This window comes from Paenibacillus sp. N22P23 (assembly GCF_059383735.1).
The window spans coordinates 600,892-620,267 of the sequence record NZ_JBXENT010000001.1 but is presented as its reverse complement, the minus strand read 5'-3'; the positions used below and the strand labels follow the sequence as shown (position 1 = coordinate 620,267).

At 48.1% G+C, this 19,376-nt stretch carries 19 protein-coding genes; all 19 read right to left on the bottom strand.

Annotation, left to right across the window (positions count from 1 at the left end; genetic code table 11):
* Window positions 1–68: 68 nt before the first annotated feature.
* The gene (locus tag AC506A_RS03100) at window positions 69–935 is read right to left on the bottom strand and encodes a 2-oxoacid:ferredoxin oxidoreductase subunit beta (protein WP_495459509.1); all 867 of its coding nucleotides are present in this window, start codon (window positions 933–935) and stop codon (window positions 69–71) included.
* 3 nt (window positions 936–938) lie between these two features.
* Window positions 939–2,672 carry a 2-oxoacid:acceptor oxidoreductase subunit alpha gene (locus AC506A_RS03095; protein ID WP_495459508.1) on the bottom strand — a complete coding sequence of 578 codons (1,734 nt, stop codon included), beginning with the start codon at window positions 2,670–2,672 and terminating at the stop codon, window positions 939–941.
* A 190-nt stretch (window positions 2,673–2,862) separates the two neighbouring features.
* Window positions 2,863–3,813 carry a dipeptidase gene (locus AC506A_RS03090; RefSeq protein WP_495459507.1) on the bottom strand — a complete coding sequence of 317 codons (951 nt, stop codon included), beginning with the start codon at window positions 3,811–3,813 and terminating at the stop codon, window positions 2,863–2,865.
* 96 nt (window positions 3,814–3,909) lie between these two features.
* A complete protein-coding gene (locus AC506A_RS03085; RefSeq protein ID WP_028597363.1) occupies window positions 3,910–4,170 on the bottom strand; it encodes a stage V sporulation protein S in 261 nt (86 codons plus the stop codon).
* A 148-nt stretch (window positions 4,171–4,318) separates the two neighbouring features.
* Window positions 4,319–5,113, bottom strand: a complete 795-nt coding sequence (locus AC506A_RS03080) for a TIGR00282 family metallophosphoesterase (protein ID WP_495459506.1) — start codon at window positions 5,111–5,113, stop codon at window positions 4,319–4,321.
* Between the two features lie 71 nt (window positions 5,114–5,184).
* On the bottom strand, window positions 5,185–6,726 hold the full coding sequence (gene rny / locus AC506A_RS03075; RefSeq protein WP_495459505.1) for a ribonuclease Y: 1,542 nt from the start codon (window positions 6,724–6,726) through the stop codon (window positions 5,185–5,187).
* Window positions 6,727–6,906: 180 nt separating this feature from the next.
* Window positions 6,907–7,572, bottom strand: coding sequence for a RecX family transcriptional regulator (locus AC506A_RS03070; RefSeq protein WP_495459504.1), 666 nt, complete (start codon window positions 7,570–7,572; stop codon window positions 6,907–6,909).
* Between the two features lie 91 nt (window positions 7,573–7,663).
* A complete protein-coding gene (recA, locus tag AC506A_RS03065; protein ID WP_495459503.1) occupies window positions 7,664–8,722 on the bottom strand; it encodes a recombinase RecA in 1,059 nt (352 codons plus the stop codon).
* 222 nt (window positions 8,723–8,944) lie between these two features.
* Window positions 8,945–10,186, bottom strand: a complete 1,242-nt coding sequence (locus AC506A_RS03060) for a competence/damage-inducible protein A (protein ID WP_495459502.1) — start codon at window positions 10,184–10,186, stop codon at window positions 8,945–8,947.
* A 114-nt stretch (window positions 10,187–10,300) separates the two neighbouring features.
* Window positions 10,301–10,876: a CDP-diacylglycerol--glycerol-3-phosphate 3-phosphatidyltransferase gene (gene pgsA, locus AC506A_RS03055; RefSeq protein WP_494819091.1), complete on the bottom strand. Its 576-nt coding sequence runs from the start codon at window positions 10,874–10,876 to the stop codon at window positions 10,301–10,303.
* Window positions 10,873–12,201, bottom strand: a complete 1,329-nt coding sequence (rimO, locus tag AC506A_RS03050; RefSeq protein WP_495459501.1) for a 30S ribosomal protein S12 methylthiotransferase RimO — start codon at window positions 12,199–12,201, stop codon at window positions 10,873–10,875. The genes pgsA and rimO overlap by 4 nt, the downstream gene beginning before the upstream one ends.
* A gap of 137 nt (window positions 12,202–12,338) precedes the next feature.
* Window positions 12,339–12,827: a YajQ family cyclic di-GMP-binding protein gene (locus AC506A_RS03045; RefSeq protein WP_495459500.1), complete on the bottom strand. Its 489-nt coding sequence runs from the start codon at window positions 12,825–12,827 to the stop codon at window positions 12,339–12,341.
* 109 nt (window positions 12,828–12,936) lie between these two features.
* Window positions 12,937–13,860: a helix-turn-helix domain-containing protein gene (locus AC506A_RS03040; protein WP_495459499.1), complete on the bottom strand. Its 924-nt coding sequence runs from the start codon at window positions 13,858–13,860 to the stop codon at window positions 12,937–12,939.
* A 20-nt stretch (window positions 13,861–13,880) separates the two neighbouring features.
* Window positions 13,881–14,645 (bottom strand): DUF3388 domain-containing protein, encoded by a 765-nt coding sequence (locus AC506A_RS03035; RefSeq protein ID WP_495459498.1) that lies wholly within the window; start codon window positions 14,643–14,645, stop codon window positions 13,881–13,883.
* A gap of 153 nt (window positions 14,646–14,798) precedes the next feature.
* Window positions 14,799–15,050, bottom strand: coding sequence for a DUF3243 domain-containing protein (locus AC506A_RS03030; RefSeq protein WP_495459497.1), 252 nt, complete (start codon window positions 15,048–15,050; stop codon window positions 14,799–14,801).
* A gap of 88 nt (window positions 15,051–15,138) precedes the next feature.
* On the bottom strand, window positions 15,139–15,870 hold the full coding sequence (gene ymfI / locus AC506A_RS03025) for an elongation factor P 5-aminopentanone reductase (RefSeq protein WP_495460958.1): 732 nt from the start codon (window positions 15,868–15,870) through the stop codon (window positions 15,139–15,141).
* Between the two features lie 14 nt (window positions 15,871–15,884).
* Window positions 15,885–17,171: an EF-P 5-aminopentanol modification-associated protein YfmH gene (gene yfmH / locus AC506A_RS03020; RefSeq protein ID WP_495459496.1), complete on the bottom strand. Its 1,287-nt coding sequence runs from the start codon at window positions 17,169–17,171 to the stop codon at window positions 15,885–15,887.
* Between the two features lie 4 nt (window positions 17,172–17,175).
* On the bottom strand, window positions 17,176–18,456 hold the full coding sequence (yfmF, locus tag AC506A_RS03015) for an EF-P 5-aminopentanol modification-associated protein YfmF (protein WP_495459495.1): 1,281 nt from the start codon (window positions 18,454–18,456) through the stop codon (window positions 17,176–17,178).
* Between the two features lie 129 nt (window positions 18,457–18,585).
* Window positions 18,586–19,368, bottom strand: a complete 783-nt coding sequence (gene sleB / locus AC506A_RS03010; RefSeq protein WP_495459494.1) for a spore cortex-lytic enzyme — start codon at window positions 19,366–19,368, stop codon at window positions 18,586–18,588.
* Between the last annotated feature and the right edge of the window lie 8 nt (window positions 19,369–19,376).

Sequence of the window (19,376 nt, the reverse complement as noted above, 5' to 3'; positions counted from 1 at the left end):
GGTCGATAAGAAAGGCATACAGCTCAAGAGATGAACTGTATGCCTTCTATATGGGCTGGACGTTGCGATTATTTAAATTCCGCTACCAATTTCTCGAATTGTTCTTGCGACAAGGATAGATCTTGGTTTGCCAGACCTTCCGGCTGGAAGCCGCTCACCAAATCCTCATACGATTTACGCTCTTTGTTTTGGTAGATAAGACCTGTAAGCATGCCGTTCGTTTCCATGATTTTGTTCATAGCCGCGATACGGTTCGTCGGATCGTAATCCGGGAATTGATCCAGGTTTACGATATGTTCTTTGAACCAGTCGTAAGTGTTCACTTTGTTGAACGTTACGCATGGGCTGAATACGTTGATGAGCGAGAAACCTTTGTGGTTCAGACCCGCTTCGATCAGTGCAGTCAACTGCTTCAGATCGCTGGAGAACGATTGCGCGATAAACGTAGCGCCTGCGGACATTGCAATTTCAAGCGGCGACAACGTTGTTTCGATCGAACCATCCGGTGTTGATTTGGTTTTGAAGCCTTCCGCACTACGCGGCGAAGTTTGACCCTTCGTCAGACCGTAGATTTGGTTATCCATAACGATGTACGTAAGATCAACGTTACGACGAATGGCATGAACGGTATGGCCCATACCAATTGCGAAGCCGTCACCGTCTCCGCCGGAAGCGATAACCGTCAGTTCGCGGTTAGCAAGCTTCACGCCTTGCGCGATCGGTAATGCACGGCCGTGAATACCGTGAAGACCGTAAGCATTCACATAACCGGAGATACGACCGGAACAGCCGATCCCGGAAATAACAGCTAATCCTTCAGGTTCTAGCCCAACGTTAGCAGCAGCCCGCTGAATAGCGGCTTGAACGGAGAAATCTCCGCAGCCTGGGCACCAGTTCGGTTTTACATTATTACGGAACTCTTTAAATGTAGCCATCTCTTAGACCAACTCCTTGCAGGCTTTGTGCACTTCGGAAGGCAGGAACGGATTACCGTCGTATTTCAGAACGCTCTTGATTTTGTCCGCGTAACCTGCATGCAATTTCACTTGATCAGCCAGTTGGCCGGTTGCATTGTTCTCAAGCACCACAACCTTCGCAGCGCTTTGCAGGTAAGGCTTCACAAGCTCCGAAGGGAACGGGTGAATTTGACGGATCGTAATATGGTTTGTTTTCAAACCGTCACTCTCCATACGTAGACGAGCTTCGTCAATCGTACCGCCGGTTGAACCCATGCCGATGATGAGTAGATCAGCTTCTGCATGAGGAGCATCCGCGCGTACAGCATCACGGATATACATGCCGTCAAGCTTCGTAAGGCGTTTATCCATCATTTTCTTACGATTGATGGCACTTTCCGAAGGACGTCCTGTCTCGTCATGCTCAACGCCCGTTACATGGTGCAAACCGCCTTTGTCGCCCGGAATAACGCGCGGGGATACGCCGTCTTCCGTTAATTCATAACGTTTGAACAATTCATTGGTTTCAAGCTCAGGCAAGTCACGAACGAGCTTACCGCGATTAATTGGCACTTTATTCAAATCCAGCGCATCACAGGATTGCTTACCTAGCGAAAGCTGAAGGTCAGTCATTAGAATAACAGGTACTTGATATTGCTCCGACAAGTTGAATGATTCAATCGTGTCGTAGAAGCAATCTTCGAGGGAAGCCGGCGCAATAACGATCTTCGGAATTTCACCATGTGTCCCGTAAACCATTGCGTTAAGGTCGGATTGCTCTTGTTTCGTCGGCAAGCCTGTAGAAGGGCCTCCACGCTGCGTATCCACGATTACAAGCGGCGTCTCTGTCATCCCTGCAAGACCGATGGCTTCCATCATGAGAGACAAACCAGGGCCTGCAGAAGCAGTCATCGTACGAACACCTGCATAGTTCGCACCGATTGCCATCGTTACAGCCGCGATTTCATCTTCGGTTTGAATAACAGTTCCGCCGAACTTAGGAAGCTTCTTGATCAGGTATTCCATAATTTCAGAAGCCGGAGTGATTGGGTATGCCGACATCAAGCGGCAGCCGCCTGCGACAGCGCCAAGGCCGATGGCTTCGTTACCGATCATGAACAGCTTCTGTTTGCCGTCTGCCGGCTCAAGCTGGAACTCTTCCAATGGACCGCCGGCTAGCTCTAGTACATAGTCCGAACCGCGTTTAACCGCTTCGATATTTTTCTCTACGATAGCAGCTCCTTTACGGCCGAACTCTTCTTCTACTGCTTTATTAAAGACATCAACTGGCAGACCAAGAAGCGCCCAAGACGCGCCGGACGCCACCATATTTTTCATTAGGGAAGTACCCAGATCCTCAGCAATCGAAGTGATCGGTACTGCAAATAGACGTGCATTAATGCCTTCCGGCAGAACAGGATTAAACTTAGCGTCAGCAACAACTACGCCGCCTGCACGCAGTTCATGTGCGTTTAAGTCGATGCTCTCTTGGTCAAATGCAACCAAAATGTCCAAATCATCTGAAATGGCAAGCATCGGTTTGGTGCTGATTCTAATTTTATTGTTGGTATGACCGCCTTTGATACGTGAAGAAAAGTGACGGTAACCATACAAGTAGTAACCAAGTCGGTTAAGAGCTGTCGAGAAAATACGGTCGGTACTTTCAACGCCTTCCCCTTGTTGTCCCCCGATTTTCCAAGACAATTGACTAATCAAAACGTCCATCTCCTCTTTTGAAGAACCTGCAATATTTTCGACATCTTCTAACAATGATAATTAAATTTTTTTAACAGTCAAATAAATTTTATGACTCAAAGTACTAAAATGCAAGGTGTAAATGCGTTTTCATCACATAGTTCTTTTCGATTATACCCATATCACAGCGAGATGGGAATCCCCAGATCGTTCAGCTTGGTAGATGCTTTACCAGAAAACGTAATGCATTTCCGGCGAAAAATGCATCCACCAGCTCTTCGGAATATCGTGCAAGCAGTGCATTCTGCAGATTGTACAACTCTCCTGGATGCGTCAACTCTTGTACATGGGCTTCAATTCCATCGAAGTCCGATCCGAACATCAGCTGCTCTTCTCCGCCAAGCTCGCATATTCGCTCTATGTGACGCAGCACGTCAGCAATTGCCGCTGCATGTTGAGACGCAACAAATTGCGGCACGAAAGTAATCCCAATCATTCCTCCCCGTTCAATAAGCGCTGTAAGCTGTTCGTCCGCGAGATTGCGGGGATGCGCGCACAGACTCCGGGAATTTGAATGCGATGCAATCAGTGGCTTTGTTGAAACCTGTATCATTTCCCAAAAGGCGTTGTCACTCAAATGAGACACATCTAACAGTATACCCAATCTATCACATTCTTTTACGAGGGATCGGCCTTTTTTTGTTAGACCGCCTCCACGCGGCTCCATAACCCCGTCAGCGCCCCAGTTCGCATAGTTCCATGTCAACCCCAGCGCCCTCACCCCGAGCTCGTAGAGGATGCGCAGCATCGCCAGATCACCATACAGACCGTCTGCGCCTTCGAGTGACAACATCGCTCCAATTGAATTGCTGTTATTCATGAGACTGGCCGCATCAGCAGAAGTCCGAACGAAGGTCATTTCCGGCACAGACAGTACTTTTCGATGAAACAAATCAATACTATGTAGAATGGGAGTCATTGATTTCTCCATCCGTTCAGGAACGTAAATGGCAAAGGTCTGAAGAACAGCACCAGCCTGTTTAAGCCGCGGTAACGTGACATCGAGTTTGTTTGTGGTATCCTGCTCAAATGACAAAGACTGATCTTCAAGCAGCTTCCACAGCACATCGCAATGAAAATCCACACTTCTTAAATTCGGCATGGACAACCCCTCCTGTATCGCCTATTTTTCACGCAAAAAAACCTGCCTACAGCGTAAACAGGTCGAAGAGTTCAGATGGAATTATTTTTGCGGACTCTATCTCGGCTCAACGATTAGCTTTATCGCTGTACGATCTTCGCCGTCTATTACGATGTCTGTAAATGCCGGAATGCAAATCAGGTCTACACCGCTTGGCGCTACAAACCCTCTTGCAATTGCCACCGCCTTTACCGCTTGATTCAACGCACCAGCCCCGATTGCTTGTAATTCAGCTGCCCCGCGTTCGCGTAACACGCCGGCCAGCGCCCCTGCAACAGAATTTGGATTGGACTTTGCTGAAACTTTTAAGACATCCATGGATAGTACCTCCTCGGGAATGATGGATGAATACTGCTATTTAGATAGATATTCGTGAGAGGTGAAATAATTCCTTCTTTCACATTGCAATATATTCTGAATAATGAGAATTTTCATAGAACTAGTTATAAAAAAAACAGATTGGCCGCTACATGAGCAGCCAATCTGTTTCTGTAAGTCGTATTTTCTGTATTTTCGTTGCAGCCCCAGTTGATTCATCAATCTCAACCGCGATGCCATGGAGATGCCAATCACCCTCATCCACCACAAACCGTGTCGGCAGCTGCGTCAAGAACTTATGCAGCACTGCATTCCGTTCCATGCCCAGCACGCCATCTCGAGGCCCAACCATACCTACATCCGTCAAATAAGCCGTGCCTCCCGGCAGAATGCGATCATCATTCGTTTGCACATGTGTATGTGTACCGACTACGATGGATGCCCGTCCATCTAAGTACCAGCCCATCGCGATTTTCTCCGAAGTGGCTTCGGCGTGAAAATCGACCAGGATGTTTCTCGTTTGCTGCTGCATCTCTTCGATCAGCTCATCTGCTTTACGGAATGGGCAATCGATTGGCGGCAGGAACGTTCTTCCCTGCAGATTAATGATCGCCAGTTCTTTGCCGTTTGCCTTAATGACCGTTGCACCTTGACCAGGCGCTTCTTCCACGTAGTTCGCTGGGCGAACCATACGAGGCTGATCATCGATCCATTCGAAGATATCTTTGTTATCCCATGTATGATTGCCCATCGTAATGCCGTGTACACCAGCCTCGAGCAGCTCTTTCACAATGGTTGATGTGATACCTCTGCCTGCTGCTGCATTCTCGCCATTGGCAATAATAATGTGCGGGTTGTATTTGGATTTCAGTGCCGGCAGCACCTTCTTGACCGCATTGCGTCCCACATTACCGACGATATCCCCAATAAACAATACGTTCATGACACCATAACCTCTCTAGTGAAAGAAAAGTGGCTGCAAGCAGCCACTTTTCTAGGTAACTTGCTATTTACTTATTTCGCATATTCTACAGCACGTGTCTCACGAATGACCGTTACTTTAATATGCCCCGGATAATCGAGCTCACTCTCGATTTTCTTCGTAATATCACGTGCTAGGCGGAACGCTTCCGTATCGTCGATTTTGTCTGGTTGAACCATAACGCGAACCTCGCGGCCTGCTTGAATCGCGTATGATTTCTCAACTCCCTCGAACGATTCAGAGATGCCTTCCAGCTTCTCCAGCCGTTTGATATACGTTTCAAGTGTTTCTCTGCGTGCACCCGGTCTTGCAGCCGACAAGGCATCTGCCGCACCAACAAGCATTGCGATAACAGATGTTGCTTCGCAATCGCCGTGGTGGGACGCGATACTGTTGATAACAACAGGATGCTCTTTGTACTTCTTCGCCAGCTCTACGCCGATCTCGACATGTGAGCCTTCCACTTCATGATCGAGCGCTTTGCCGATATCATGCAGCAATCCGGCACGTCTTGCAAGCGTAAGGTCTTCACCCAGCTCAGAAGCCATCAAGCCGGTCAAATAAGCGACTTCCATGGAGTGCTTGAGCACGTTTTGACCATAGCTTGTACGATATTTGAGACGACCTAAAATCTTAATGAGATCTGGATGTAAGCCATGCACACCAACTTCATAAGTCGCCTGTTCTCCGTATTCACGGATACGTTCATCCACTTCTTTGCGTGACTTCTCAACCATTTCCTCGATACGTGCAGGATGGATACGACCATCAGCTACAAGCTTCTCGAGTGATGTACGAGCAATTTCACGACGAATTGGATCGAAACCAGACAAGATGACCGCTTCCGGTGTATCGTCGATTATGAGATCGATACCGGTCAACGTTTCCAGTGCGCGAATGTTGCGGCCTTCACGTCCGATAATGCGGCCTTTCATCTCTTCATTTGGCAATGCTACTACGGAAACCGTAGTTTCAGCCACATGATCCGCTGCGCAGCGTTGGATAGCAAGCGAGATAATATCACGTGCTTTCTTATCTGCCTCTTCCTTCGCTTGCTGCTCGATTTCTTTAATCATTTGTGCAGTTTCATGACGAACTTCCTGCTCAACGTTGTTCAAGATGATTTGTTTCGCATCTTCCATCGTTAAGTTCGAAATCCGCTCAAGCTCTTGAAGCTGTTGTTTGTAAAGGGTATCGATTTGTTCCTGTGTTTCCTCGATCCGCTTCTCTTTGTTGGCAACTTGTTCTTCTTTGCGTTCCAGCGCTTCTATTTTTTTATCCAACGACTCTTCTTTCTGAATAAGTCGTCTTTCAAGACGCTGTACCTCATTGCGACGTTCGCGAATATCTCTCTCAGCCTCGGTACGGAGCTTGTGGACTTCATCTTTCGCTTCGAGAACCGTTTCTTTCTTCTGCGCTTCGGCTTCTTTCTTCGCATTGTCAACAATCTGACTAGCGGCCTGCTCGGCGCTTGAAATTTTGGCCTCGGCGATCGATTTGCGAATAAAATAACCGACACCAAAGAAAATTGCACCAACAACGAGAATGATCAGGATCCATACCACTACTGGCATCTTTCTCACCTCCTCGTTGCTCACCTAAGCAAACGCTTGGGACAGTATTTGGTTTTCTAGCCGGTTTTTAACCCGATCAACATAACTAAATTTGACGAAAATAATCGTTTCGAATCAATTTTTGGAAGGAAAATCGATTCTAGAATAAAGAATACAAACTTATTTTATCTTTTGTGAAAATCAATTGTCAAGCATATGCCCATCCTCATCATCTTCCATTCCGAGAACAGCTGCCTTTACCGCTTCTCTAACTGTATTCATCGGAAACCCGCGGCGCAGGAGAAACACAGCTAATTTCTGTTTCCTCTCACGAAGTTCACCTTTAACATAAGGCCATTTCTTATGTGCTGCACGGATGGCAATCTCAGTCTCTGATTGCTCATTCAGCTTCTGAGAGGCCTGCTTAGCCATATCTCTGGAGATTCCTCGCTGCACGAGCTCCTGTTGCAATAAGCGGCGCCCTTTCATCTGAGTCCGCATCCGTTCGGAAGCGTACATATTGGCATACTGCTTATCATTTACCAGACCTTCTTGTGTCAGACGCTCTATCGCTTTCTCAGCAGATTCGGGATCAATTTCCTTCCGTGCCAAATACCGCAAAATCTCCTTCTCCGTCCGCTGCCTTGCTCCTAAGTACGATAGAGAAAGAATATAGGCCCGGTGCCGAGTATCCTCTTCGACAATTTGTTTCAGCTCATCCGCATGAATTTCTCTGCCCTTAAGCAGCCGAAATTTAATCAGTAGGTCTTCATGTACGCTGGTGTACGGTTCTCGCGAATCATTGACAAACAGATGGTAGCGCTGCTTGGACTTCCGGTCCTGCTCAACGCCGGTAATTACTAGCACCTCAGTCCCTCCCCCACTTCGCACACTCGCTTAATAAATAGAGAAGCACCTTTACAGGTGCTTCTCCGGGTAACCGATCATCAGAACCGGTTTATTCCACATCTAAATCCAATTCGTCCTCGTCCTCTTCGTCCTCGCTGAACGCAGCTCCAGCCGCAGCTGCAGCAGCCATGTTGCTGGCTTCACGAATTTGCTTCTCGATCACAGCCGCAATGTCCTTATGATCTTTAAGGAATTGCTTCGCGTTCTCACGGCCTTGCCCAAGACGCTCGCCGTTATAAGAGAACCAAGCACCGCTCTTCTGAACGATATCCTGCTCGACGCCGATATCCACGATGCTTCCTTCTCTAGAGATGCCTTCACCATACATAATGTCGACTTCAGCTTGTTTGAATGGAGGAGCGACTTTGTTCTTAACGACTTTAATACGTGTCCGGTTACCGACAATGTCGTTCCCTTGCTTAATGGACTCGATACGACGAACATCAAGACGAATTGTGGAGTAGAACTTCAGTGCGCGACCGCCTGGCGTTGTCTCAGGATTACCGAACATAACGCCGACCTTCTCACGAAGCTGGTTAATAAAGATCGTGATCGTCTTCGACTTGCTGATCGCACCGGAAAGCTTACGAAGTGCTTGCGACATCAAACGTGCTTGCAAACCAACGTGGGAGTCTCCCATGTCGCCTTCGATTTCCGCTTTCGGCACGAGCGCCGCAACGGAGTCAACAACGACAATGTCTACCGCGCCACTGCGAACAAGTGCTTCCGCGATCTCTAGGCCTTGTTCACCCGTATCCGGCTGCGACAGAAGCAATTCATCAATGTTAACGCCAAGTTTGCTTGCGTACGCAGGATCAAGTGCATGCTCCGCATCGATAAATGCAGCTTGTCCACCAGCACGTTGTACTTCTGCGATCGCATGAAGCGCAACTGTTGTTTTACCGGAAGATTCCGGCCCGTATACTTCAATAATCCGGCCGCGTGGGAAGCCGCCAATTCCAAGTGCAATATCTAATGCAAGTGCACCGCTGGATACTGTTTCAACTTGCATATGAGTTGATTCACCAAGCTTCATGATGGAGCCTTTACCAAATTGCTTCTCTATTTGACGCAATGCCATTTCTAATGCGGCTTTACGATCTGCCAACGAATCCACATCCCTTATAATTTATACTTTCATGATACCTTGTTTCTAGTACTTTGACAAGCATTTTTACGAACATATATTCTTATTTTCTATTTGGCCAAATAGAATGACAAAAAAAGAACCGCAGCAAAGTAATCTTCGCCACGGTTCTTCCGCTAACTAATGTCGATTATAGTCGAAAATATATCATCTGACAAGCCTAAATTAACAATTTATTCTAGTTTACAGTGCCTGCCACAGCCGATAAAGAAGCGACTTTGCTGCACGCAGTCGAATAATGCCTCTGCTGCCGCTAAGATGCGCCGTGAACACCTGCGTCGGCTTCCCGCGCTCCGAAAGTCCGAAATACACAAGTCCGACCGGCTTCCCCTCGGACTCGGCAGGGCCGGCTACGCCTGTTAACGAGACGCCGAAATCGCTGCCTGCGAGTTCGCGTACCCGCTCCGCCATGAGCGCCGCTGTCGATTCGCTGATAGCTCCGGGCGCATCTGTCCCCTCGAGCTGCGACATCGGGATGCTCAGCAATTTATGTTTCATTAAGTTGGTGTACGTTACGACGCCGCCAACAAACTCTCCGCTGCTTCCGGGCACCTGTGTCACGAGCTGCGCGAACAGACCGCCTGTGAGACTCTCTGCACTGGCTAGTGAGCGTCCGGTAGCACGAAGCTGCCTTATGACAGCTTCCTCGAGCGGAATGTCCTCACGCGCGTACAGATGCGTACCAACGCGTGCAAGAATTTGCTCTTCAGCCGATTTGAGACGTGCTTCTGCTTCCTGCTCGTTCAAAGCTTTCGTCGAAATCCGAATGGCGACTTCGCCTTCTTTGGCATACGGCGCAATGGATGGATCGGATTGTCCCTCAATTAAATCAATGATGGCCTGCTCCAAGCTGGATTCACCGATTCCGGCGAACATCAGCAAACGAGAGAACAGCTTACGCTCCTCTCCCATAACGGATCTAATCCACGCTTTAGCGGGTCCGTCGAACATCGGTTTCATTTCACGCGGCGGCCCTGGAAGCAGGACATAGCTCGTTCCTTCTACCGTTAGCGCATTTCCTACAGCTAACCCCGCATCATTCATCAGCGGATCGCTGCCTTCAATCAGATGAGCCTGTCGGCGATTGCTCTCCACCATATGAATGCCGCGCGAGCTGAACAACACTTCAATTTTGTCCATAGACGGCTGATGAATCTCAATGGAACGATTCAAGTAGTCCGCCAGCGCATCCTTCGTTAAGTCATCCATCGTCGGCCCAAGCCCGCCGGTAAAGAGAATAAGATCGGCTCTTGTGCGCGCAAGCTCGATCGCTTGGCGAATTCGGCCTGCATTATCGCCAACGACGGTTTGAAAGTAAACATCGACACCCAGCTCCGCAAGCCCTTGAGATAAATAAGTGGCATTCGTATTCACGGTCTGACCAAGAAGCAATTCCGTACCTACCGCAATAATTTCAGCACGCATAACAACAGCTCCAATCTATGTATAAGTTGAATTCGGGCGGAATCGGTCAAGGAAAAGCAAAGCATCACCCCTTCCTGACGAACAGAAGGAGTGATGCTGCTTGTTTAAGCCGGTTTATGCTACCGGAATGAGATTTTTATTTTTGACGAAATAATCGATGCCGGAGTAAACCGTGATGAGTGCCGCCGCATAACTAGAAATAAGGTCGAACGGAAAATCCAGAAATGCAAACGGGAAATTGTTAAGCAATAACGCGATAATCATCGTAATTTGAACGGCCGTCTTCCATTTGCCCCACGTGCTGGCAGCCAGAACAGAGCCTTCAAGCAGCGCAATCTGGCGAAGGCCGGTGACTGCAAACTCACGACTAATAATGACGATCGCGATCCAAGCATCAAGCTTAGCCATTTCGACAAGCGAAATAAGCACCGCCGCAACTAACAGCTTGTCTGCCAGCGGATCTAACAGCTTGCCCAAATTAGTGACGATTTTGTTCTTGCGCGCAATATAGCCGTCAAGTCCATCCGTGCTCGCTGCAACGATAAAGACCAGCGCGGCCAAAATCTGATTCCAAGTAATGGAAAAATCATCGTAGGTGAGCGGCTTTAGATCAACATTGATCAGCAGCAGCACCATAATTATGGGCACCAAAAAGATGCGGACAAGCGTAATGCGGTTGGCTAAATTCACGAGAGCCCCTCCCCGGACATATCAAACTCGTAAGCGTGCGTAATTCGCACCCTTTGAATTTCGCCGATTGCGGCCTTACATTTCGAGATAAACACTTCACCGTCAATCTCAGGTGCATCGTATTCCGAGCGGCCAACGTATACATCACTGCGGCCGTCATAGCGTTCTACCAGCACGTCGATCTCTTTGCCGACATGTTTGCCGCTAAGCTCCTTGGATACTTCACGCTGAATTTCCATGAGTGTATTGGAGCGCCACTCTTTCACATCATCTGGAACAGCATCCGGTAAACGAACCGCCGGCGTATCCTCTTCTGCTGAGTACGTAAACACACCCAAACGATCAAATTTCATCTCACGTACGAAATCGCAAAGTCGCTCGAAATCCTCGTTGGTTTCGCCTGGGAACCCAACAATAATTGAAGTCCTAAGCGCTACATCCGGAATACGTGCACGAATACGTTGCACTAGAGCACGAGTGTCCGTTTGGCGTCCTGGACGGCGCATTCTCTTGAGAATGGAATCCTCGCTATGCTGAAGCGGCATATCAATATAGTTGCACACTTTCGGATTTGCTGCGATGGTATCAATCAGCTCGTCCGTGAAGAAGCCCGGGTATGCATAGTGCAGACGCACCCATGCAATGCCGTCCACTTCGCTCACGCGATTCAGCAGCTCTGGAAGCATAAACTTATCATACAGATCCGTACCGTAGTTCGTGGAATCCTGTGCGATCAAGCTGACTTCCTTCACGCCTTGCTTAGCCAGCATCTCAACCTCGGCTACAATGGACTCCATCGAACGGCTGCGAAACTTACCGCGCATAATAGGAATCGAACAGAATGTACAAGCGTTGTCACAGCCCTCGGCGATTTTCACATAAGCGGTGTATCGCGGCGTTGTAACAAGACGCGGGAGCTTCTGATCGTAGTCAAATACCGGATTTCCGACTTTCACTGGACGTTTACCGCGAAGCGCTTCATCGACAATATCCGTAATATGATGGAAATCCCCTGTTCCGACAATACCATCGATCTCAGGCATTTCTTCCATCAACTGCTTCTTATAGCGCTGCGTCAAACAACCGGAGACGATAAGCGCCTTAAGCCGGCCTGTTTGCTTGAATTCGGCCATGTCCAGAATTGTATTAACGGACTCTTCCTTAGCCGCATCAATAAATCCACATGTATTCACGATAATCACGGTGGCATCATCTGCTTGATCCACCAATTGGTAGCCGCGTTGATCGATTAGACCGGACATAATCTCCGAATCGACCAAATTCTTCTCACAGCCCAATGTTACAACTTTCACTCGTTCTGTCATTTTGTATCCCCCAAACCCCTCCGTAAAGCTATCCTAACAAGTATAATACAAGGCATATTCAGTGTCAAAATACGAAAAAGTCCCAGCCACCGCGACTTTTCCAGTGGGCCAGGACTCCTCTTATGTACTTAATTTGCTTAGCGGTAGTTCGTAAATTGCAGATCAATTTGCAAATCTGCACCGCGCAGCAAGGCCATAACAGCTTGCAAATCATCGAGGCTCTTGCCTGTTACGCGAATGGAATCACCTTGAATTTGGCTTTTCACTTTAAGCTTGGAATCCCGAATCAGAATGTTGATCTTCTTCGAAATATCCTGCTCGATTCCTTGCTTCAGCTTAATCTTCTGTCTTACCGTACCCGACGAAGCCGGCTCCAATTTACCGAATTCCATGTTCTTGATAGGAACACCGCGTTTGATCATTTTGGATTGCAAAATATCAACGACGCTCTTCAGTTTATACTCGTCATCCGACACAACGACGATATCTTCTTTCTCCAGCGCAATGCTGCTTTTGCTGTTCTTGAAATCGAAACGTGTTTCAATCTCCCGCTCCGCTTGTGTGATTGCATTGTTCAACTCTTGCATATCGACCTTCGATACGATATCAAATGAATTCTCAGCCATCTTTCATTGCAGCTCCTTTACTTTTTCATTGTCACGTATTATAACGCATCTTACTCCGCAAGAAAAGGCATCCCTCCCGGCTATTCCCAGGATGAATGCCTTCTGTGTGCTACTCCGCAGGCTTATCAGCCGCTTCTTCTTCAACCATATCCAGCTGCATCCGATGTGGATTTGCGGCATTTCCATCTTCCATCGCAACGCCGTCGAGAGTCACTTCAACTAAATCTGCACGTCCGACATTGATATAAGCAGGGCCGTTTATATCAAGTTCAATCGTTTCGCCTGTTTTATTAAATTGATGCTGCAAAATATATTTCCCGCTCTTATTCTTCTCTTTAACCCCAATCCAAGCACGGCCTGTCGCATTGAACACGATTTTGTGCGCGCCTGCAGGTGCAACTTTGTAATAATCCGTGGAGCCGGATGAACGATCCAGTGTCAGCGTTGTAGCTGGCACAACGGGTTCCTCCGTTTCCTCAGGTGTAGGCGGTGGCGTAACCGGAACAGTATCTTCGCCGCCGACGGATTCGTTCGTGGAAGCATTATCATTATTTTTGACCGTATCCTTATCCGGATTGGTCTCCGGCGCTTTCGTCTGATCCGTCATCTTCGTCTGATCTGTCGTATCCACATTATCTTTGTTCGGCTGCTTGATCGCATAAATATAGACAACCACGACAATCAAGAGCAGAAACGACCACATCAGCGTACGGAATCCCCATTTTCCCCATCGATCGTTGGATTGCGTTTGGGAACGGCGTGGTCGTTGGATCGGCTCCACCACTTGCTCTGGAACGTTCGAGGGAATTTCTTTATTGTACAATCGAAGAACTTCATCAGCATCAAGCCCCACGGCTTCTGCATAATTCTTTACAAACGCACGCACATAGAATGAACCGGGAAGCACACTGTAATTGCCTTCCTCAATCGCTTCAAGATAGCGTTTGCGAATTTTCGTCAACTCCTGGATGTCATCCAGGGACAGCCTTCGCTGTTCCCTCGCCTTCTGAAGCAAGGCACCCAAATCCGACATGACCACACCTCCTTAATTCATCAAAAATCGTTAAAACCCATCGTAAACGATTCGTAAGAAATTTCCTCGTCGGGTGTATTGCGCAATTCGATAATATAATCGAAATCACTATATTCATACGCCGATTCTTTCACGAAAATATCCGGATGCTCGATAACTTTCGTTGATGGCATTGCCATGATCTCTTGCAGAAGCGCATGATGTTTCTCATTCGAACGAATTGTGCTGACAATCCCGTCAATAATAAAAATGTTGTTCGGCGTCATTTCCTCTTCCGACAGCTGACTGCGCACCGTTTGTCTGAGCAGCGTGGAAGAAACGAATGTCCAGCGCTTATTGGAGCAAACGCTGCCTGCGATAATGGATTCCGTCTTGCCGACGCGCGGCATTCCACGCAGTCCGATTAATTGGCTACCTTCTCGTTTAAACACTTCGCCAAGGAAATCAACCAGCATCCCAAGCTCGTCCCGCGTAAAACGGAACGTTTTGCGATCATCAGAGTCACGTTCAATATAGCGGCCATGGCGAACAGCCAGTATATCTACGAGTTTTGGTTCGCGCAGTTTAAGCACTGTAATGTTATCGACCTTCTGAAGCATGCGTCCGAGAATTTCAATCTTCTCATCGTCATTCGTTTGGAGCAGCATGCCGCGTGTACGGTTCTCAACACCATTAATCGTAAGAATGTTGACTTCAAGCATACCGAGCAAGGAAGCGATATCGCCAAGCAAGCCCGGACGGTTCTTATGTATTCTGTATTCCATGTACCATTGTTTGAATTCCATTATGACACCTCGTGTTTGTGGAGGAATAGGTAATAATATGATAATAATTCATGTGTGATAAAAGATTATTCTACAATATTCGTCAATATCCTGCAACCTCCGGCGAACATTACAGAAAAGCCTCCGTTTCGGGAGGCTTTTCTCGTGGAAGGTTTACGAATTTTGTACAAGCTTGACCATTAGGCCAGCAATCGTTTTTCGTTCCTGCTCGTCGCCGACATCCCATAGTTCCTTGATTGCGCGTTCCTGCTCATTTTTGGGATCGACCTTTTCTCCAAGGAATGAACCGATCTCATAGGCAAGGTTTGAAATGGTGTCTTCGTTCAATCCCATTCCTTTGGCCTGATCCACGCGATCGTGCAAGAAATGCTTCCATGTTTCGAAATTAGAAAGGACAGTTGACATTGTTTCTGTTCCTCCTTCACATGTTAGCCGTTATACGGCAACACCCGTATTGTACACGCAAAGGAGAAATCTTATTCAGATTCGGACATCAAGTCAGCCATCCGCCGTTTGGACTAATGATTTGGCCTGTGATGTAGGCGGACTCCGGCAATGCTAAGAAATAAACAAGCGAAGCGATTTCCTCTGGCTGTGCAAAACGCCCAACAGGAATTTCAGATTCCAGAGCCGATTTTTCTTCAGCATTAAGGTTGTCCAGCATGACCGTATCGACGGCCCCGGGTGCCACCGCGTTAACGGTAACTCCCGATGGCGCCAGTTCCTTGGCTAATGCTTTCGTAAAGGCATTCATGCCGCCTTTACTGGTGGAATACAGCACCTCGCAGGAGGCACCGGACATTCCCCAAATGGACGAGACATTAATAATGCGCCCGAAACGCTGTGAAATCATTGCGGGCATAAAGAGCTGCGTACAGAGAAACATACCCTTTAAATTCACATTCATGACTTCGTCCCAAGCATCTTCCGTAACGTCCTCTAACATGCTGTAATGGGCAATTCCGGCATTATTAACGACGATATCCGGCATCATCCCTCTAGCTTCGAGCTTCTCACGCATACGAATGAGTTGTTCCTTGGAACGAATATCCGCTGTGACGGTCAGCACATTGGCTGCACCCAGCCGCATGCAGCTACGAGCCGTCTCATTGGCGGCTTCATGGGCTTGATTGTAATGAATGACGACGTTCATGTTCTCCGCGGCGAAGCGGCGCGCAATGGCCGCTCCGATCCCACGGCTTCCCCCGGTCACGAGCACCGTCATTTCTTTTAATGTTTTCAAATGGATTCTTTCGCTACAATGGATACTGCCATTCGATTCCAGTCAAAATGACTGCGCAGCCGTTCATTTGCTTCTTCGAGCGTAATGCTCTCATAGACAGGAAGCAGCTTGAACAAATCTGCACCACGGAATCGATAGCGTGTAAATTCACCGGCAATAGCTTCAGGGGAATTGAGCATACGAAGATATCCGCCGATTTTTTTACGTTTGGTCCGTTCGAATGTTTCTTCGTTTAATCCTACTGTTTGTGCTTCATCAATTGCAGCACGAAGCCTGCGAATAAGCTCATCCGGATCGCGGGTTTCACCACCCACAACGGAGAAGGCGTAATCCTCACTGCTGTTGAACTCGTGCCCAAAGGAATCGGAAATGAGATTATCATCGTACAAAGCATGATAAATTGGCGCACTCGAACCTAATAACGCTTCGAGCATCAGTTTAGTTGCAAGCTCTGTGCGAAGCAGTTCCTCCGGCTTCAAAGCGCCTCGATCCTCTTTGAATCCGATCATGCATTTGGGCATGGAAACAGGTAAAGCTGCTGTTTTGCGCGGAATTTTCACCGTATCCGGCTCCGGATCGAAGAATCTGGATATTGGGCCTTGCGGCTCAAAGGTTTTGCGTGCCTGATTCTCCCGTACCAGCTTCATAACAGCATCTGCTTGAACCCCGCCTACAACAAACAAGAACATGTTGGATGGGTGGTAGAAGGTCTCATAGCAGCTGTACAGCGTCTCCTTAGTGATCTGACGGATAGAATCGACTGTACCGGCAATGTCGATATGTATCGGATGCTTGTGATAAAGCGCATCGATCAGTCCAAAATAAACGCGCCAATCCGCATTATCACGGTACATATTGATTTCCTGCTCGATAATCCCTTTCTCCTTCTCGACGTTCTCGTCGGTGAAGTAAGGATTTTGCACAAAGTCGAGTAAGGTTTCCAAATTGGCATCGATTTGCTCCGTAGCCGAGAAGAGATACACTGTTCGATCGAAGCTGGTATACGCGTTCGCCGATGCCCCTTGGGATGCAAATGTTGCGAAAATATCGCCAGTCGGCTCCTCGAACATCTTGTGCTCCAAGAAATGAGCGATGCCGTCCGGAACTGAGATGGGGGCTTGGTCGCCTACGGCAAACCGATTATCAATCGATCCGTAACGCGTTGAGAATGTTGCATAGGTCTTGCTGAACCCTTCTTTGGGCAGCACAACTACTTCTAAGCCATTGGGTAATATTTCACGGTACAGCGTTTCTTGAACGCCTGGGTAAGCTAACGTTTCCATAGGCTTAGCCCTCCTTCCTGTCACGCAGGAAATAGATCGTATCGAGCTCTGTTTTGTGTGCGATTGCTGCAATTTGTTCAGCTGTAACGGCCTGTACTTGCTCCAGAAGCTGCGCAGCGGAACGCTCACGCTTGGACAGAATCGCATTAAAATCGAAGCCGATCATTTCATTAGCGGAATCTTGAAGCTCCCGCAGGTGATTGGCGATCATTGCTTTCGTCTGGTTCATTTCTAGGTCGCTGTACGTACCGCTTCGCATACTCTCCAGCTGCTCTTTAATGATCGTAGTCGCCTTGTCATAATTGGCGATTTCGATGCCGGATTGTATCGTGCAAATGCCTTTATGTCCGTCTAAGCGAGAGGAAGCATAATAAGCTAAGCTAGCTTTCTCACGAACGTTAAGAAACAGCTTGGAATGCGGATAGCCGCCAAGTATACCGTTATAGAGCAGAGCGGCCGGGTAATCATCATCGCCATAAGCCGTATTGATACGCAGTCCCAAATTCAGCTTCCCTTGACTCACGTCCATTTGCTCCACAACCGTCTGAACCTGACTAATCGGCTTGCGAATTTCCGGCAGATTATAATCGGCTGGAGCCCCCTCATTATGATGGAACGCTTCCGCAACGAGCGCTTTTACTTCTTCCAGCGAAGTGTCTCCGACCACATACAAATCAAACGCTGCATTGGACAGCCATTTGCGATAGGCTGCTGTTACAGATTCAGGTGTCAAACCTGCAATGTCTTCGAGTTTACCAAGTGGGTGAAGCCGATAGGGTTCATCCTCACACATAACCTCTAAGCAACGCTCCGCCGCATACCGGATTTTATCATTAATGATCGCCTCTAGTCGCTTACGCAGCGTTTCCTTCTCAGCTTCTACGTATTTCGCGCGAAGATGCCCGTTCTCTAATGTCGGCTCGGTCAGCACTTCACCGAGCAATTTCAATGATTCGCCGAGCAGCGGCTGCTCGGACGAAACAAACCGATCGTTGATGACGTCCATTCTAAACTGGACGATTTGTGCGTCACCGCGTTTGTAGACGTCGAAACCGAAGCCTGCGCCATATAATTCATCTAGACGTTCGCGGAACTCGATTGTCTCTGGCGTTGAAGCTGTTCCCCGGCGCAGCACAAATGGAATCAGCGCGATCGGAGTAACGGTCTCTTCCGTCAGCGGGAGACCACAGTACAAGGAAATGGAAAATGTTTTGAAGCGCTGTGTGGGCAGAACATGCAATCGAATTCGATTCAGCTGTCCTCGTTGAAATGGAGAGTTGCTCACGCAACACGACCCCCTTCCGCTCAAGTTTATAAAGTCAATCTATTCCAATTTCCAAGGATCTATTCCATTCTACCCGATCGGAAATGGAAGAAGCAACCCGCGTCGATAAGCAGGCTGCTCCTCAAATTACTACATGCAGAAAATATGTTTTCCGATCGTTTTCACTTGTGGACGTGACCAAATCCATTTAGATGTTGCAGTCACCGGATTAAAGTAATAGAGACACCCGCCGGTAGGATCTAAGCCGTTAATGGCATCTTGGACCGCTTTCTTCGCATTCTCATTCGGCGTTAACCAAATTTGTCCATCAGCTACCGCCGTAAAAGCACCCGGCTGAAAAATAACACCGGAAACCGTATTCGGGAAGCTTGGTGACTTCACACGATTCAAAATAACAGCTGCCACTGCTATTTGCCCGATAAACGGTTCTCCGCGTGATTCACCGTACACTGCATTGGCCATCAGCTTCAGATCGTTCGCAGATAGGCCAAGGTTATTGGACTTATTTACATCCGATCCCGATGTGTTCTTATTACTGCTTGATCCACTTCCGCTGCTGCTGCCGCCGCTGCTTGTACCTGCGGTCGGCTTCCAATTCTTTGTTGCTTCCCACAGCTTCAATTTCGTCTTCGCCCCGACAACCCCATCGGATTTGAGGCCGAACTTCCATTGAAACCATGTGACTGCTTTTTTCGTGTTGGTCCCGAAAACTCCGTCAACTTTGCCGTCGAAGTAGCCTAGTGCTTTCAAACGGCCTTGCAGCTCCGTGACATCTTTTCCTGATGACCCGACTTTGAGTGTAGCGCTGCTGAACGTTTCGGTTGTTTTACCGAACGAGGCATGCTTCAATGTGAAGGCGCCGAACAACAGAAGGACGATGACGATGGTCACCGTAATTAAACGATTTCTCATCTTTAGAA

Bases quoted from the DNA above. Each gene is read 5' to 3' on its own strand.
- ymfI (WP_495460958.1), bottom strand. From the start codon at position 15,870: ATGACGGTGCTCGTGACCGGGGGAAGCCGTGGGATCGGAGCGGCCATT.
- AC506A_RS03100 (WP_495459509.1), bottom strand. From the start codon at position 935: ATGGCTACATTTAAAGAGTTCCGTAATAATGTAAAACCGAACTGGTGC.
- AC506A_RS03085 (WP_028597363.1), bottom strand. From the start codon at position 4,170: ATGGATGTCTTAAAAGTTTCAGCAAAGTCCAATCCAAATTCTGTTGCA.
- rny (WP_495459505.1), bottom strand. From the start codon at position 6,726: ATGCCAGTAGTGGTATGGATCCTGATCATTCTCGTTGTTGGTGCAATT.
- AC506A_RS03040 (WP_495459499.1), bottom strand. From the start codon at position 13,860: ATGTCGGATTTGGGTGCCTTGCTTCAGAAGGCGAGGGAACAGCGAAGG.
- AC506A_RS03045 (WP_495459500.1), bottom strand. From the start codon at position 12,827: ATGGCTGAGAATTCATTTGATATCGTATCGAAGGTCGATATGCAAGAG.
- AC506A_RS03035 (WP_495459498.1), bottom strand. From the start codon at position 14,645: ATGGAATTCAAACAATGGTACATGGAATACAGAATACATAAGAACCGT.
- AC506A_RS03090 (WP_495459507.1), bottom strand. From the start codon at position 3,813: ATGCCGAATTTAAGAAGTGTGGATTTTCATTGCGATGTGCTGTGGAAG.
- rimO (WP_495459501.1), bottom strand. From the start codon at position 12,201: ATGACAGAACGAGTGAAAGTTGTAACATTGGGCTGTGAGAAGAATTTG.
- AC506A_RS03060 (WP_495459502.1), bottom strand. From the start codon at position 10,186: ATGCGTGCTGAAATTATTGCGGTAGGTACGGAATTGCTTCTTGGTCAG.
- AC506A_RS03030 (WP_495459497.1), bottom strand. From the start codon at position 15,050: ATGTCAACTGTCCTTTCTAATTTCGAAACATGGAAGCATTTCTTGCAC.
- yfmH (WP_495459496.1), bottom strand. From the start codon at position 17,171: ATGGAAACGTTAGCTTACCCAGGCGTTCAAGAAACGCTGTACCGTGAA.
- sleB (WP_495459494.1), bottom strand. From the start codon at position 19,368: ATGAGAAATCGTTTAATTACGGTGACCATCGTCATCGTCCTTCTGTTG.
- AC506A_RS03080 (WP_495459506.1), bottom strand. From the start codon at position 5,113: ATGAACGTATTGTTTATTGGGGATATCGTCGGTAATGTGGGACGCAAT.